Source organism: Streptomyces flaveolus (assembly GCF_000716535.1).
In the GTDB taxonomy this organism is placed as follows: domain Bacteria; phylum Actinomycetota; class Actinomycetes; order Streptomycetales; family Streptomycetaceae; genus Streptomyces; species Streptomyces flaveolus_A.
The window spans coordinates 56,094-71,145 of record NZ_JNWV01000026.1 but is presented as its reverse complement, the minus strand read 5'-3'; the positions used below and the strand labels follow the sequence as shown (position 1 = coordinate 71,145).

Here is a 15,052-nt window from a genome sequence, read left to right as displayed (position 1 = left end):
CGCTCAGGCGCGGGTCGCCCACACGTAACGGTGTTCCGGGCGGCCCGCGTCGCCGTACTTGAGGGTCAGCCGGGCCCGGCCCGTGCGCTCCAGGAGCTTCAGGTACCGCTGGGCGGTCTGCCGGCTCACCCCCGTACGCTCGGCGATCTCCTGTGCGGACAGGGGGCGTTCGGCGTTCAGCAGTGCCTGGCGCACCAACTCGGCCGTCGTGGGGGAGTGGCCCTTGGGCAGCCCGGGCTCCGACGGGGCCGACAGGGCACCGAAGATGCGGTCCACCTCCGCCTGCTCGGCCTCCCCGCCGCCGTCCAGGGTGCGCCGCAGCTCGGCGTACGCCTCCAGCTTCGCCCGCAGACCGGCGAAGGCGAACGGCTTCACCAGGTACTGCAGCGCGCCCTGGCGCATGGCCGCCTGCACCGTCGACACGTCCCGCGCGGCCGTCACCATGATCACGTCGGTCTGGTGGCCGCGCCGGCGCATCTCCTGGACCACCGCGAGACCCGTGTCGTCGGGCAGGTAGTGGTCCATCAGGACGAGGTCCAGCCGGGGCAGCGCCTCGACCTGGCGCAGCGCCTCCGCCGCGTTGTGCGCCTCACCGGCGACATGGAAGCCGGGTACCTTCTCCACGTATGCGGCGTTGACCCGGGCGACACGGGTGTCGTCGTCCACGACCAGGACCTCGATCATCGCGCTTCCTCCTCGGCGACGGCAGCAATCTGCACGGACCCCTCGGACACCGCCGGTTCCAGCTCCGGCTCGGTCAGCGCCTCGGGAAGGACCACGGTGAACTCCGCGCCCCCGCCGGCCGCCGCGCCCACGGTCGCGCTCCCGCCCTGCCGCTCGGCGAGCCGGCGCACCAGGGAGAGCCCGATGCCCCGCTTGCCGTGCGCGGGCGGCTTCTTGGTGGACCACCCGTCCGTGAAGATCAGCTCCCGCTGGTCCTCGGGGATCCCGGGGCCCGTGTCGCGCACCCGCAGGACGACCGTACGGCCCTCCGCGCGCAACTCGACCTCCACGCGCGCGTGCGGTGTGCCCGCGACCGCGTCGAGAGCGTTGTCCACGAGGTTGCCCATGACCGTGACCAGGCCGCGGGGATCGATCAACCGGTCAGGGAGCCGGGTGCGCTCCGACACCCACAGGGCGACCCCGCGCTCGGCCGCCACGGTCGCCTTGCCCACCAGAAGCGCGGCCAGCAGCGGGTCCTGGATCTTCTCCGTGACCTGCTCGGCGGTGGCCCGGTGGTCCCCGACCACCTCGCCGACGAACTCCACGGCGTCGTCGTACATCTCCAGCTCCAGCAGCCCCAGCAGGGTGTGCATGCGGTTGGCGTGTTCGTGGTCCTGGGCGCGCAGGGCGTCGATCAGCCCGCGCGTGGAGTCGAGTTCGCGTCCCAGCTGTTCCAGTTCGGTGCGGTCGCGCAGGGTCGCCACCGCGCCGCCGTCGTCGGTGGGCATGCGGTTGGCGACCAGGACACGATGGCCGCGCACGGTGAGCAGGTCGGTGCCGGTCACCCGGCCGGCCAGCACGTCCGTCGTACGGCCCGCGCCGAGCGCCTCGTCCGGGGTCCGTCCGACGGCCTCGTCGCCGATGCCCAGCAGCCGCCGTGCCTCGTCGTTCAGCAGGCGGACACGGCCGCCCCGGTCGAGGGCGACCACGCCCTCCCGGATGCCGTGCAGCATCGCCTCGCGCTCCGCCAGCAGCGCCGAGATGTCGGAGAAGGCCAGGTCCCGGGTCTGCCGCTGGACCCGGCGCGAGATCAGCCAGGCGGCCAGCGCGCCCACCGCGAGGGCTCCACCGGCGTAGGCGAACAGGCCCGGGATCGCGTTGATCAGCCGCGCCCGCACGCTGTCGTAGGCGATGCCGACGGAGACCGCGCCGACGATGTGGTGACCGGCGTCGTACAGCGGCACCTTGCCGCGCGCCGAGCGTCCGAGGGTGCCCCTGTCGATCTCCATGACCTCCCGGCCGGCCAGGGCGTCGGTGGGGTCGGTGGAGACGCGCCGGCCGATCTCCGAGGCCGTGGGATGCGACCAGCGCACCCAGTCCCGGTCCAGCACCACGATGTACTCGGCGTGCGTGGCCCGCCGGATCCGCTCGGCCTCCTCCTGCACCGGGCCGTTCCGGGTCGGCGGGGTGGTCAGGACGCCCTCGGCGATCTGCGGGTCCTGGGCGGTGGTCTCGGCGATGGCCAGCGCGCGGCGCATCGCCTCCTGGTCGAGCTGCTTGCTCAGCGGGGCGAGGAAGAGCCCGGTCGCGAGCACCGCGACTCCCGCGGCGATCGCCACCTGCATCAGCAGCACCTGGGAGAACATCCGTCGTGGCAGACCGAGGCGCAGCCGGCGGGCGGGGGGAGTGGGGCTCATACCCATGACCGTACGTGGGGCGGCCGGACGCACCCCAGCGGGTGTGGTGTGGATCTCTTGATCCATACGTTGATCAAGGGTGGACGCCGCCCATGCCCAGGACGGCACCCACGCCGGCGACGGCACCCGCACCGGCTAGCTCGCCAGCGCCGTCGGCCTCAGCTCGCGCACCTCGACCACGTCCATCCGCGCGGGCGCGCCGAGCACCTCCGCGCCACAGCTCTCCGGGCGGGGCGGCAGCGACGTCCCCCGCGCCACGGTGACCCGCCACCGGCGGCCGTCGGCGTGCCGGACGGTGACCTCCCAGCCCGGAGCCGTGTCGTCGGTCCGCACGACACTGAGCACACCCGCCCGGTACTCGCCCGCCGCCGACCGGACGGCCAGCTCCGCCGCCTGGCCGGGTCGTTCCCACGCCGAACACCCCCGGCACCCCTCCACGACCACGCGCCCCTCCTGGACGCCGTGCAGGGCCTCCTTGACGGTGTGCGCCTCCGCGCGGCCGTAGGCGTAGCCGTACGGCAGGACGAGCACCGTGGGCGCGAACCGATGTCCACCCAGATGGGTGACCTCCCAGACGCCGCGCACCCCCGAGGCGACCAGCTCCGTGGCGAGCGGGCGGCCCAGGAGGGCACAGCAGCGGTCGCGCTTGCCGTTGGTGCACACGAGCGCCAGCGGATCACCCCGGTGCGGCCGTCCGCCGAGCACCGTGTCGAAGGAACGGTGGTCGCCCGCCCCGAGGCCGGCGAAGTCCAGGTCGAGCAGCGGCCGCGGATCGCGCGTGGTGGCGTCGCGCAGCCACACGCGACCGGGCACGGTGTGCGCGGCGTACACCTGCCGGACCGGGGGCGTGCCGGGGTCGGCGTGGCGCCCGGGGCGCCGGATGAGCGCGATCCGCACGCCGGTTCCGTCGGCCGCCGCCTCCAGCGCCCGGCCCAGTGCGGGGTCCAGGTGGCTGGACGTGAGCGCCTTGGCGCCCCAGGGGCCGGGCTGCTCCAGCAGCAGCCACGTCGTCGCCGTCGCTGCCGTACCGGACACCGGCTCGTCGAGGCTCCGGGAGACGGTCGCACACCTACTCACAGAGGTGAGCCTAACCTGACTTTCCCCGGGGCGACTTCCGGCCCGCCCGTGTCCTAGTCCGGCAGGGGCTGCGGCGGGCGCGGACCGACGTAGTGGCCGCTGGGGCGCATGCGCAGCGGGCGCTCGCCGTACTCCTCCAGAGCGTGGGCGATCCAGCCCGCGGTCCGTGCGACGGCGAAGATCGTCTCACCGGCGGTGGCCGGCATGCCGCTGGACGCCGTGAACACCGCGAGGGCCAGGTCCACATTGGCGTGCAGCGGGGTGTGCCGGGCGGTCGTCGCGACGATGTCACGGGCCGCGAGCAGCGCGGACTCCGCGCGCGGGACCTGCTCCAGGAGGCCGAACAGGACCCGCGCGCGGGGGTCCTCGCCCGCGTACAGCCGGTGGCCGAGACCGGGGACGCGGCGGCCCGCGCGCAGTTCGTCGGCGATCACGGGGACCGCCGTGCCCTGGTCGAGGACGTCCAGGAGCATCCGGTGGGCCAGGCCGCTGGCGGCGCCGTGCAGCGGGCCCTCCAGCACGCCGAGCCCGGCGGAGACGGCCGCGTACGCGTGCGCCCGGGCCGAGGCGGCGACCCGGACCGCCAGCGTGGACGCGGCCAGGTCGTGGTCGGCGAGCAGCGCGAGCGCGGTGTCCAGGACGCGCAGGGAGGCCTCGTCGGCCGGGTGGCCGGTCAGCCGCCCCCACAGGCGCTGCGCCAGCGGCCCGCCGTCCTTGTGGTCGGCACGGACGGGTGGGAGCGCGGCGACGAGGGTCGGGATGAGGACGCGCGCCGTGTTCAGCACGGAGTCCTCGGACAGGTCGAAGCGCAGCGGGTCCTCGGCCGCAGCGGCGATCGCGGCGACCCGCAGCCGGTCGACCGGGGAGGCGTGTTCGGACAGGGCGTCCACCGCGCGGCGGGCGACCTCGACGGTGGCCGCGGGCGCGGAGAACGTCACCCCGGGGGCCGGCCGGCCGGTCCACAGCCACTCGGCGACCTCCTCGTAGGAGCGGCTGGTGGCCAGGTCGACGGCGTCCACGCCCCGGTAGAAGTACCGGTCCTGCTCGATGAGCGTGATCCGGGTGCGGACGGACAGGTCCCCGCCGGATCCCGGGCTCCCGGCCGCCTCGCGCCGGTTGCGGCGGGCGAGGGCCTCCACCTCCTTGGCCTCGAACGTGCTGGACCGGCCGCCGGGTTCGCGTCTGCTGCTGAGCAGGCCGCGGCTCACGTACGCGTAGACCGTCTCGGGCTTCACGCCGAGCAGTTCGGCGGTCTCCTTGGTGCTCAGCCGGTGCCCGGGACGGTGGGGAGCGGTGTCGTGATCGCGCATGGGGGTCACCGTAGTCGCCTCTGCACACCTTGATGACTAGACATTGATTCAATCAACGTTGACACGGAACCAGTCAAGCATGGACAGTCGGATCAAGTTCAGAGACAGAACCGGGAGGGAAATCATGGCCGTCCACACGACCGCCACCCCGCTCATCGACGCCCCGCGCGGACTCGCCGGCGTCGTCGTCACCGAAACCGAGATCGGTGACGTCCGGGGCCGGGAGGGCTTCTACCACTACCGCCAGTACCCGGCCGTCGACCTTGCGCGCACCCGGAGCTTCGAGGACGTCTGGCACCTCCTGGTCCACGGCACCCTCCCGGACGCCCGGCGCGGTGCCGCCTTCGCCGCCGAGACCGCCGCGCTGCGGGGCCTGCCCGATGACGTCCGCGCGGCCCTGCCCGCCATCGCCGCGGCCGGGCGGAGCTCCGGACCACTGGCCGGACTGCGCACGGCGCTGTCCCTGCTCGGCGCGGCGCGGGGCTTCCGGCCGGTGTACGACATCGACGCCGACCGGCGCCGCGCCGACACCGTGGCCGCCTGCGCGGCCGTACCCACCCTGCTCACCGCGCTGTACCGGCTCGGTCGCGGCCTCGACCCGGTCGAGCCGCGTGAGGACCTCTCGTACGCGGCCAACTACCTGTACATGTTGACCGGTTCGGAACCGGAACCGCGCCGGGCGCGTGCGGTCGAGCAATACCTGATCTCAACCATTGATCACGGATTCAATGCGTCAACCTTCACCGCACGCGTCATCGCCTCCACGGGCGCCGACGTGGCGGCCTGCCTGACCGGTGCCGTCGGCGCCCTGTCCGGGCCCCTGCACGGAGGCGCGCCCAGTCGGGCCCTGGACACCCTGGACGCGATCGGCACGCCCGACCGGATCGACGCCTGGATCCGCGAGCGGGTGCTCGCCGGCGATCGGATCATGGGCTTCGGGCACGCCGTCTACCGCACGGAGGACCCGCGGTCCCGGATGCTGCGCGAGATCGCCCTCGGCTTCGGCGGTCCGCGGGTGGACTTCGCGGTGGAGGTCGAGCGCCGCGTGGAGGCCATCCTCGCCGAGCTGAAGCCCGGCCGCGAACTCCACACGAACGTGGAGTTCTACGCCGGCGTGGTCATGGAACTGTGCGGCCTGCCACGGGAGATGTTCACCCCCACCTTCGCGGCGGGGCGGGTCGTGGGCTGGAGCGCCAACATCCTGGAACAGGCCGCCGACCCGAAGATCATCCGCCCGGTGGCGCGGTACGTGGGACCGGAGCCCCAGGCGGCGGTGCCCGCCGCCGAGTGACACGGCGGACCACCGTGCCCTCGCGTCGGCCGCCGTGCCCCCGTGCCGACCGCCGTGTCCCGGCACCGACCGCCATGTCCCCGCACCGACGGCCGCACACCTTCGGGCCCGGCCCCGCTCGTATCCTTGACGGGCAGTCCATACCCGTCCGCGCACCGGCCGCGAACCGGTGCGCTCCGGTACGTCAGAGAGGTCGCCCGTTGGGGAACAGCCTGGCACGCAGCGGCAGTCCGCAGCAGATCCCGGTCGTCGTGCTCGCCGGTTTCCTGGGCTCCGGAAAGACCACGCTCCTCAATCACCTGCTGCACCGCAGCGGAGGCAGCCGGATCGGGGCCATCGTCAACGACTTCGGGGCCATCGAGATCGACGCGATGGCCGTCGCCGGCGCCCTGGGCGACTCGACCGTCTCGCTCGGCAACGGCTGCCTGTGCTGTGCCGTCGACGCGAGCGAACTCGACCTCTACCTGGACCGGCTCGCCGCGCCCGGCGCCGGGATCGACGTGATCGTCATCGAGGCCAGTGGGCTGGCCGAGCCCCAGGAACTCGTGCGCATGGTGCTCGCCAGCGAGCACCCGGGCATCGTCTACGGCGGCCTGGTCGAGGTCGTCGACGCCGCCGAGTTCGACGGCACCCGGGCGAAGCACCCCGAGATCGACCGGCACCTGGCCCTCGCCGACCTGGTCGTCGTCAACAAGCTGGACCGCGCGGACGACGCCGAGCGGATCCTGGGGGTCGTCCGTTCGCTCACCGACCGCGCCGCTGTCGTCCCCGCCACCTACGGGCGGATCGACCCGGAGTTCCTCTTCGACTGCCGACCGAGCGAGGAGCGCCTCGGGCAGCTCTCCTTCGACGACCTGGACGACCACCACGGCGACGACCACGACGGCGACGGCCACGGCACCGACGGCCACGCCGGGCATCTGCACACCGGCTACGACAGCCTGTCCTTCACCTCCGGCGTGCCCCTGGAGCCCCGTCGCCTCATGCGGTTCCTGGACAGCAGGCCCGAGGGGCTGTACCGGATCAAGGGGTACGTCGACTTCGGGCCGTACGACCCGCTCAACCGCTACGCCGTGCACGCCGTCGGCCGGTTCCTGCGCTTCTACCCGGAGCCCTGGGCGCCCGGCGAGGACCGCCTCACCCAGCTCGTGCTGATCGGTGCCGGCATCGACGCGGACACTCTCGGCAAGGAACTGGAGGCGTGCGGCGACGACGCCCCACACGCCGACGAACACGGCATGTGGGGCGTCCTGCGCTACGTACAGGGCCCGGACGAAGCGGAAGCCGACGTGGAGGAACCGCCCGCCTAGAGACCCGGGCCGCCCCATGGAGCCCGGCCGGAGACCGCTACAGCCTCCGGCCGGCCCCTTGGGGCCCGCCCGGAGCCCCCTACAGCACCGGCCCCGCCACCACCGCCACCGTCTTCGGCAGCGACGTGCCCGAGCCGTCCCGGCGCGGGTCCGGCTCCGGCAGGTCCGCCGGGGTGCCGTTCTTCTGCGCCGCGAGCGCGGGCACCGGCCCTGCCCAGGCCAGCGACAGGCAGTCCTCGCCCTTCAGGAACCGCTGGCAGCGCACGCCGCCCGTGGCCCGGCCCTTGCGCGGGTACTGGTCGAACGGGGTGAGCTTGGCCGTCGTCTGCACCGAGTCGTCCAGCGTGCCGCGCGAGCCCGCCACGGTGAACACCACCGCGTCGGCGGCCGGGTCGACCGCCGTGAAGGAGATGACCTTCGCGCCCTCGGTGAGCTTGATGCCCGCCATGCCGCCCGCCGGGCGGCCCTGCGGGCGGACGATGGAGGCCTGGAAGCGCAGCAACTGCGCGTCGTCCGTGATGAACACCAGGTCCTCCTCGCCGGTGCGCAGCTCCACCGCGCCGACGATCCGGTCGCCCTCCTTGAGCGTGATGACCTCCAACTCGTCCTTGTTGGACGGGTAGTCGGGCACCACGCGCTTGACGACGCCCTGCTCGGTGCCGAGCGCGAGACCCGGGGACGACTCGTCCAGCGTGGTCAGGCAGACCACCGTCTCGTCGTCCTCCAGGGAGACGAACTCCGCCAGCGGGGCCCCTCCGGAGAGGTTCGGCGCGGTCGTCGACTCGGGCAGCTGCGGCAGGTCGACCACGTTGATCCGCAGCAGCCGGCCGGCCGAGGTCACCGCGCCGATCACTCCGCGCGCCGTCGCCGGCACCGCCGACACGATCACGTCGTGCTTGACGCGCTTGGCGCCCGCCGCCTCCGGGAACGGCTCGTCGGTCGCCGTACGGGCCAGCAGCCCCGTCGAGGACAGCAGCACCCGGCACGGGTCGTCGGCCACCTGCAGCGGGACGGTGGCCGCCGGGGCGCCCGCGGACTCCAGCAGGACCGTGCGCCGGTCGGTGCCGAACTTCTTCGCCACGGCGGCCAGTTCGGCCGAGACCAGCTTGCGCAGCTCCGTGTCCGACTCCAGGATCCGGGTCAGCTCCTCGATCTCCGCGGTGAGCTTGTCCTTCTCCGCCTCCAGCTCGATCCGGTCGTACTTGGTGAGCCGGCGCAGCGGCGTGTCGAGGATGTACTGCGTCTGCACCTCGCTCAGCGAGAAGCGCTCGATCAGGCGCTCCTTGGCCTGCGCGGAGTTCTCGCTGGACCGGATGATCCGGATGACCTCGTCGATGTCGATCAGCGCGGTGAGCAGGCCCTCGACCAGGTGCAGCCGGTCGCGCTTCTTGCCGCGGCGGAACTCGCTGCGGCGCCGGACCACGTCGAAGCGGTGGTCCAGGTAGACCTCCAGCAGCTCCTTCAGACCCAGGGTGAGCGGCTGGCCGTCGACCAGGGCGACGTTGTTGATGCCGAAGGACTCCTCCATCGGGGTCAGCTTGTAGAGCTGCTCCAGGATCGCCTCCGGCACGAAGCCGTTCTTGATCTCGATGACCAGGCGCAGGCCGTGCTCGCGGTCGGTGAGGTCCTTGACGTCGGCGATGCCCTGGACCTTCTTCGCGTTGACCAGGTCCTTGATCTTCGCGATGACCTTCTCGGGGCCGACCGTGAACGGCAGCTCGGTGACCACCAGGCCCTTGCGGCGGGCGGTGACCGGCTCGACCGAGACCGTCGCGCGCATCTTGAAGGTGCCGCGGCCGGTCGCGTACGCGTCCCGGATGCCGTCCAGGCCTACGATCCGGCCGCCGGTGGGCAGGTCCGGGCCCGGGACGTGCTTCATCAGCGCGTCCAGGTCCGCGTTCGGGTTCCGGATCAGGTGGCGGGCGGCGGCGATGACCTCGCGCAGGTTGTGCGGCGGCATGTTCGTCGCCATGCCGACCGCGATGCCCGAGGAGCCGTTGACCAGCAGGTTCGGGAAGGCGGCGGGCAGCGCCACCGGCTCCTGCTCCTGGCCGTCGTAGTTCGGCGCGAAGTCGACCGTGTCCTCGTCGATCGACTCGGTCATCAGGCTCGTCGCCTCGGCCATCCGGCACTCGGTGTACCGCATGGCGGCCGGCGGGTCGTCGTTGCCCAGCGAGCCGAAGTTGCCGTGGCCGTCGACCAGCGGCACGCGCATGGAGAAGGGCTGCGCCATGCGCACCAGGGCGTCGTAGATCGACGCGTCGCCGTGCGGGTGCAGCTTGCCCATGACCTCGCCGACGACACGGGCGCACTTCACATAGCCGCGCTCGGGGCGCAGGCCCATCTCGTTCATCTGGTAAACGATGCGGCGGTGCACCGGCTTCAGGCCGTCACGGGCGTCCGGCAGGGCGCGCGAGTAGATGACCGAGTACGCGTACTCCAGGTAGGAGCCACGCATCTCGTCCACGACGTCGATGTCGAGGATCCTCTCCTCGAACGAATCGTCGGGCGGCGGGGTCTTCGTGCTGCGGCGGGCCATCGCTGCCGGCTCCTTGCTGAAAGGATGGACGGAACTGACGCCGACCATTGTGGACCGAGGCACTGACAACCCGTGCCACGACCCGGTTCCCCACGACCTGCCGGGAGCCGGGCCGGGGCCCGGGCGGGTCGCGGAATCCGCTGTGGGCGTACGTCCCGCGGGAACTTCGCCGAGGCCCCGCACGCTTTGCATACAGTGGCAGGAACGGCAGGAAAACCGCGGTTTCCATCAACCGCCTCCGCTCGCGAAGGGACGTACATGCCCATGGGTCACACGACCACAGCCGAGGCAGGCTCCGGGGGCCTGACAGCGACCGAGCACCGCCTGGCCAACGGTCTGCGCGTGGTGCTCTCCGAGGACCACCTGACCCCGGTGGCGGCGGTCTGCCTCTGGTACGACGTCGGCTCCCGCCACGAAGTCAAGGGCCGTACCGGTCTGGCTCACCTTTTCGAGCACCTGATGTTCCAGGGCTCCGCGCAGGTCAAGGGCAACGGCCACTTCGAGCTGGTGCAGGGCGCCGGCGGCTCGCTGAACGGCACCACCAGCTTCGAGCGGACCAACTACTTCGAGACCATGCCCGCCCACCAGCTGGAGCTGGCGCTCTGGCTGGAGGCCGACCGCATGGGCTCGCTGCTGGCCGCCCTGGACGACGAGTCCATGGAGAACCAGCGGGACGTCGTCAAGAACGAGCGCCGCCAGCGCTACGACAACGTGCCGTACGGCACCGCCTTCGAGAAGCTGACCGCGCTCTCCTACCCGGAGGGCCACCCCTACCACCACACGCCGATCGGCTCCATGGCCGACCTGGACGCGGCCACCCTGGAGGACGCCCGCCAGTTCTTCCGCACCTACTACGCGCCGAACAACGCGGTGCTCTCCGTGGTCGGCGACATCGACCCCCAGCAGACCCTCGCCTGGATCGAGAAGTACTTCGGTTCCATCTCCTCCCACGACGGCAAGCCCGCCCCCCGTGACGGCTCCCTGCCGGACACCATCGGCGAGCAGCTGCGCGAGGTCGTCGTGGAGGAGGTCCCGGCGCGCGCCCTGATGGCCGCCTACCGGCTCCCGCACGACGGCACGCGCGCGTGCGACGCGGCCGACGTCGCCCTGACCATCCTGGGCGGCGGCGAGTCCTCCCGTCTGTACAACCGGCTGGTGCGCCGGGACCGGACGGCCGTCGCGGCCGGCTTCGGCCTGCTGCGCCTGGCCGGCGCGCCGTCCATGGGCTGGCTGGACGTGAAGACCTCCGGTGACGTCGAGGTGCCGGTCATCGAGGCCGCCATCGACGAGGAGCTGGCCCGGTTCGCCGCGGAGGGCCCCACGCCGGAGGAGATGGAGCGCGCCCAGGCCCAGCTGGAGCGCGAGTGGCTGGACCGGCTCGGCACGGTCGCCGGCCGCGCCGACGAACTGTGCCGGTACGCGGTCCTGTTCGGTGACCCGCAGCTCGCCCTGACCGCCGTCAAGCGCGTCCTGGAGGTCAGCCCGGAGGAGGTCCAGGAGGTCGCCAAGGCCCGCCTGCGGCCCGACAACCGTGCCGTCCTCGTCTACGAGCCGAAGTCGCCGGAGGCCGTCGAGGACGCCAAGGTCCCCGAGGACCCCGAGCAGGAAGCGACCGTAGAGGCGGGCCGCGACGAGACCGAGAACGAGGAGACGGCCAAGTGACCGAGCTCGCCACCATGGACTTCCACCCCCAGCCGCAGCCCGGCGAGGCCAAGCCGTGGGCGTTCCCGGCGCCCGAGCGCACCGCGCTCGACAACGGTCTGACCGTGCTGCGCTGCCACCGCCCGGGGCAGCAGGTCGTCGCCGTCGAGGTGCTGCTGGACGCGCCGCTGGACGCCGAGCCGGCCGGCCTGGACGGCGTCGCCACGATCATGGCGCGGGCCTTCTCCGAGGGCACCGACAAGCACTCCGCCGAGGAGTTCGCCGCCGAGCTGGAGCGCGCGGGCGCCACCCTGGACGCGCACGCCGACCACCCCGGCGTGCGGCTCAGCCTGGAGGTCCCGGCCTCCCGCCTGGCCAAGGGCCTCGGCCTGCTCGCCGACGCCCTGCGCGCGCCCGCCTTCGCCGCGAGCGAGGTCGAGCGGCTGGTCCGCAACCGGCTGGACGAGATCCCGCACGAGCTGGCCAACCCCTCCCGCCGGGCCGCCAAGGAACTCTCCAAGGAGCTGTTCCCTGCGACCTCGCGCATGTCCCGTCCGCGCCAGGGCACCGAGGAAACGGTCGAGAAGATCGACGAGGCGGCCGTCCGCGCCTTCTACGACCGCCATGTGCGGCCCGCCACGGCCACCGCGGTGGTCGTCGGCGACCTGACCGGTACGGACCTGGACGCGCTGCTGGGCGACACCCTGGGCGCGTGGACCGGTACCCCGGGCGAGCCCCGGCCGGTGCCGCCGGTCACCGCCGACGACACCGGGCGCGTGGTCATCGTGGACCGGCCCGGCGCGGTCCAGACGCAGCTGCTCATCGGCCGGATCGGCCCCGACCGCCACGACCGGGTGTGGCCCGCCCAGGTGCTCGGCACGTACTGCCTCGGCGGCACCCTCACCTCCCGCCTGGACCGCGTGCTGCGCGAGGAGAAGGGCTACACCTACGGCGTGCGCTCCTTCGGGCAGGTCCTCAGGTCCGCGCCGGACGGCACGGGCGCGGCGATGCTCGCCATCAGCGGCTCCGTGGACACGCCGAACACCGGCCCGGCGTTGGACGACCTGTGGAAGGTGCTGCGGACCGTCGCGGCGGAGGGCCTGACCGACGCCGAGCGGGACGTCGCCGTGCAGAACCTGGTCGGTGTGGCGCCGCTGAAGTACGAGACCGCGGCGGCCGTCGCGAGCACGCTGGCCGACCAGGTCGAGCAGCACCTGCCCGACGACTTCCAGGCGACGCTGTACCGGCAGTTGGCGGCCACGGGCACGGTGGAGGCCACCGCGGCCGTCGTGAACGCCTTCCCGGTGGACCGCCTGGTGACCGTCCTCGTCGGTGACGCGTCGCAGATCAAGGCGCCGGTGGAGGCGCTGGGCATCGGTGAAGTGACCGTGGTGGCGGCCGAGTAGACGTGACCGTCGTGGCGGCCGGGTGACGGCACGCGCGCGTGGGGCCCTGACGACCTACGGGTCGTCAGGGCCCCACGCTGTTCCACTCCGTTCCCCAGATGCCCGATTTGGGGCGGAGGTTGCCTGTCTGCCCTGTGGGATGCGCTACAAAAACCGGGTTGCGTTTGAGGATTGACAGCGTGCCTGCGTAGCTTCGTCCGGGCTGTCCGTCAGGCAGTGCGCCGCACCCGCGGCACCGGACAGCCATCGCCGAGTCCCCGTACGGCGCGAGCCAGGGGAGCCGGGGACCCACCGTCCCTGGGGTGAATCGGGCGCCCGCGCGGCAGCGAGGGGGCCCGTAGGAGACCTTCCTGCTCCGAACCCGTCAGCTAACCCGGTAGGCGAGAGGGAAGGAAAGGACCAGCCACTTCATGGCGTTCATGTGCGCCACCGGCAAGCACCGCAAGCCCGGCCGGGTCAAGCGGACCACCGCTCAGGCGGCCGGCGTCGCGGCCCTCACCACCACCGGCGTGATCGGCACCCTCGCCGCCTCCCCGGCGCTCGCCGCCGAGAACTCCACGGAGCAGACCGGCCTCACCCCGGTCGTCGCCGTGTCCGAGGACGTCGCCGACGAGATCGGCGCGCAGGCCGCCGCGCAGCAGCAGGCCGCCGAGCAGAAGGCGGCCGAGGAGGCCGCGGTCAAGGCGGCGGCCGAGCGGGCCCAGGAGATCCGCGCGGCCAAGGCCCGGGCCGCCCGCGAGGCCGAGCGCAAGCGGCTGAACGCCTTCGTCGCCCCCATCGCGCACTCGTACGTCTCCACCGCTTACCAGGCGAGCAGCTCCCTGTGGTCCTCCGGTTCGCACACCGGCATCGACTTCCACGCGGCCAGCGGCACGGTCGTCCACGCGGTGGGTTCCGGCACGGTCGTCTCCGCGGGCTGGGGCGGCGCGTACGGCAACCAGGTCGTGATCCGCATGGCCGACGGCATGTACACCCAGTACGGACACCTGTCGTCCATCGCGGTCGCGGTGGGCCAGAAGGTCGTCGCGGGCCAGCAGATCGGCCTGTCCGGCGCCACCGGCAACGTCACCGGGGCGCACCTGCACTTCGAGGCGCGCACGACTCCCGAGTACGGCTCGGACGTCGACCCCGTCGCCTACCTCCGCAGGCACGGCGTGAACATCTGACACCGACCGCACGACGGTCCCAGGCCCCGGCTCACCGAGCCGGGGCTTTCGCCGTTTTTCACGGTGTCCGCCGGATCCGCTGCCCAAAAAACGACCATGAATTAGGGGCCGCCGTCGGAAATTCCGGCTCATTGGAATAGAGTCACGGAACACGCGTCCATCGTCGGCGTTTCACGGGGATTAAGACGGAGGTCGGTCATGCGTATTCCGGCGCACTCGGTGTGCACGGCCATCCGGGACGACATCGTCGCGGGTGTCTACGAGCGCGGCAGCCGCCTCACCGAGGAAGTCCTGGCCCGCCGCTACGGCGTCTCGCGCGTCCCCGTGCGCGAGGCCCTGCGCACCCTTGAGGCCGAGGGGTTCGTGGTGACGCGCCGGCACGCGGGCGCGTGCGTGGCCGAGCCGACCGAGCAGGAGGCCGCCGACCTGCTGGAGATGCGGACGCTGCTGGAGCCGCTGGGCGCCGCCCGGGCCGCCCAACGGCGCACCGAGGCCCATCTGAAGGTGTTGCGCGGTCTGGTCCGGCTGGGCCAGGAGCGGGCCCGCAGGGGCAGCAACGAGGATCTGCGCTCGCTGGGCGGCTGGTTCCACGAGACGCTCGCCCAGGCCTCCGGCAGCACCTCGCTGACCGCGATGCTCACCCAGCTTCGGCACAAGATCGCCTGGATGTACACGGTGGAGGCACCGGCCAGTCCGGTGGATTCCTGGACGGAGCACGGTGCCATCGTGGACGCCGTCGCGCGCGGCGACGCCGAGCGCGCGCGGGCGCTCACGGCGCTGCACGCCGAGCATGCGACGGGCGCGCACCGGTTGCGCTTTTCCCCTGCCGCGGAGCGCGTGAGGACTTCGCAACACGCCGTAAACATGCCGGGCCCGCGGCATTAACAAGCGCACCGTATACAAAGAGGAGTTATTTCCGGGCGGGGTATTTCCTGCTGCCCGAATTCACTGT

Annotated in this window: 11 protein-coding genes and 1 riboswitch; of the genes, 6 read left to right on the top strand and 5 right to left on the bottom strand. The window is 72.6% G+C overall.

The window, feature by feature from the left end; all coding sequences use genetic code 11:
* Positions 1-3 precede the first annotated feature (3 nt).
* The 4 genes from OO52_RS27265 to OO52_RS27250 form a co-directional block, all read right to left on the bottom strand.
* Complete coding sequence (locus tag OO52_RS27265; RefSeq protein ID WP_030647534.1) at positions 4-684, bottom strand: DUF7342 family protein; 681 nt, start codon at positions 682-684, stop codon at positions 4-6.
* On the bottom strand, positions 681-2,360 hold the full coding sequence (locus OO52_RS27260) for an ATP-binding protein (RefSeq protein WP_199819971.1): 1,680 nt from the start codon (positions 2,358-2,360) through the stop codon (positions 681-683). Before OO52_RS27260 ends, OO52_RS27265 begins: the two co-directional genes overlap by 4 nt.
* 135 nt (positions 2,361-2,495) lie before the next feature.
* A complete protein-coding gene (locus OO52_RS27255; protein ID WP_030647528.1) occupies positions 2,496-3,437 on the bottom strand; it encodes a sucrase ferredoxin in 942 nt (313 codons plus the stop codon).
* A gap of 53 nt (positions 3,438-3,490) precedes the next feature.
* Positions 3,491-4,747: a citrate synthase gene (locus OO52_RS27250; RefSeq protein WP_030647525.1), complete on the bottom strand. Its 1,257-nt coding sequence runs from the start codon at positions 4,745-4,747 to the stop codon at positions 3,491-3,493.
* A gap of 124 nt (positions 4,748-4,871) precedes the next feature.
* Between OO52_RS27250 and OO52_RS27245 the strand changes: the two genes are divergently transcribed.
* Together OO52_RS27245 and OO52_RS27240 are read left to right on the top strand one after the other, a co-directional pair.
* A complete protein-coding gene (locus tag OO52_RS27245; RefSeq protein WP_030647522.1) occupies positions 4,872-6,038 on the top strand; it encodes a citrate synthase/methylcitrate synthase in 1,167 nt (388 codons plus the stop codon).
* A 200-nt stretch (positions 6,039-6,238) separates the two neighbouring features.
* Complete coding sequence (locus OO52_RS27240) at positions 6,239-7,348, top strand: CobW family GTP-binding protein (RefSeq protein WP_030647519.1); 1,110 nt, start codon at positions 6,239-6,241, stop codon at positions 7,346-7,348.
* A gap of 79 nt (positions 7,349-7,427) precedes the next feature.
* On the opposite strand, the gene OO52_RS27235 is transcribed toward OO52_RS27240, so the two are convergent.
* Positions 7,428-9,887 (bottom strand): DNA gyrase/topoisomerase IV subunit A, encoded by a 2,460-nt coding sequence (locus tag OO52_RS27235; protein ID WP_030647516.1) that lies wholly within the window; start codon positions 9,885-9,887, stop codon positions 7,428-7,430.
* 258 nt (positions 9,888-10,145) lie between these two features.
* Here OO52_RS27235 and OO52_RS27230 point away from each other — a divergent pair, with 258 nt between their 5' ends.
* The 4 genes from OO52_RS27230 to OO52_RS27215 all read left to right on the top strand — a co-directional run bounded on the left by OO52_RS27230 (position 10,146) and on the right by OO52_RS27215 (position 14,985).
* Complete coding sequence (locus OO52_RS27230) at positions 10,146-11,549, top strand: M16 family metallopeptidase (protein WP_030647513.1); 1,404 nt, start codon at positions 10,146-10,148, stop codon at positions 11,547-11,549.
* On the top strand, positions 11,546-12,934 hold the full coding sequence (locus OO52_RS27225; protein ID WP_030647510.1) for a M16 family metallopeptidase: 1,389 nt from the start codon (positions 11,546-11,548) through the stop codon (positions 12,932-12,934). Before OO52_RS27230 ends, OO52_RS27225 begins: the two co-directional genes overlap by 4 nt.
* A gap of 237 nt (positions 12,935-13,171) precedes the next feature.
* Positions 13,172-13,332, top strand: a riboswitch (cyclic di-AMP (ydaO/yuaA leader).
* Between the two features lie 12 nt (positions 13,333-13,344).
* Complete coding sequence (locus OO52_RS27220) at positions 13,345-14,100, top strand: M23 family metallopeptidase (RefSeq protein ID WP_030647507.1); 756 nt, start codon at positions 13,345-13,347, stop codon at positions 14,098-14,100.
* A 198-nt stretch (positions 14,101-14,298) separates the two neighbouring features.
* Positions 14,299-14,985, top strand: coding sequence for a GntR family transcriptional regulator (locus OO52_RS27215; RefSeq protein WP_030647503.1), 687 nt, complete (start codon positions 14,299-14,301; stop codon positions 14,983-14,985).
* Positions 14,986-15,052: the final 67 nt, after the last annotated feature.

What these genes read in the sequence shown, in the direction of transcription:
- OO52_RS27265 (WP_030647534.1), bottom strand. Translation starts at nt 684, where the DNA reads ATGATCGAGGTCCTGGTCGTGGACGACGACACCCGTGTCGCCCGGGTC.
- OO52_RS27260 (WP_199819971.1), bottom strand. Translation starts at nt 2,360, where the DNA reads ATGAGCCCCACTCCCCCCGCCCGCCGGCTGCGCCTCGGTCTGCCACGA.
- OO52_RS27250 (WP_030647525.1), bottom strand. Translation starts at nt 4,747, where the DNA reads ATGCGCGATCACGACACCGCTCCCCACCGTCCCGGGCACCGGCTGAGC.
- OO52_RS27245 (WP_030647522.1), top strand. Translation starts at nt 4,872, where the DNA reads ATGGCCGTCCACACGACCGCCACCCCGCTCATCGACGCCCCGCGCGGA.
- OO52_RS27235 (WP_030647516.1), bottom strand. Translation starts at nt 9,887, where the DNA reads ATGGCCCGCCGCAGCACGAAGACCCCGCCGCCCGACGATTCGTTCGAG.
- OO52_RS27230 (WP_030647513.1), top strand. Translation starts at nt 10,146, where the DNA reads ATGCCCATGGGTCACACGACCACAGCCGAGGCAGGCTCCGGGGGCCTG.
- OO52_RS27220 (WP_030647507.1), top strand. Translation starts at nt 13,345, where the DNA reads ATGGCGTTCATGTGCGCCACCGGCAAGCACCGCAAGCCCGGCCGGGTC.
- OO52_RS27215 (WP_030647503.1), top strand. Translation starts at nt 14,299, where the DNA reads ATGCGTATTCCGGCGCACTCGGTGTGCACGGCCATCCGGGACGACATC.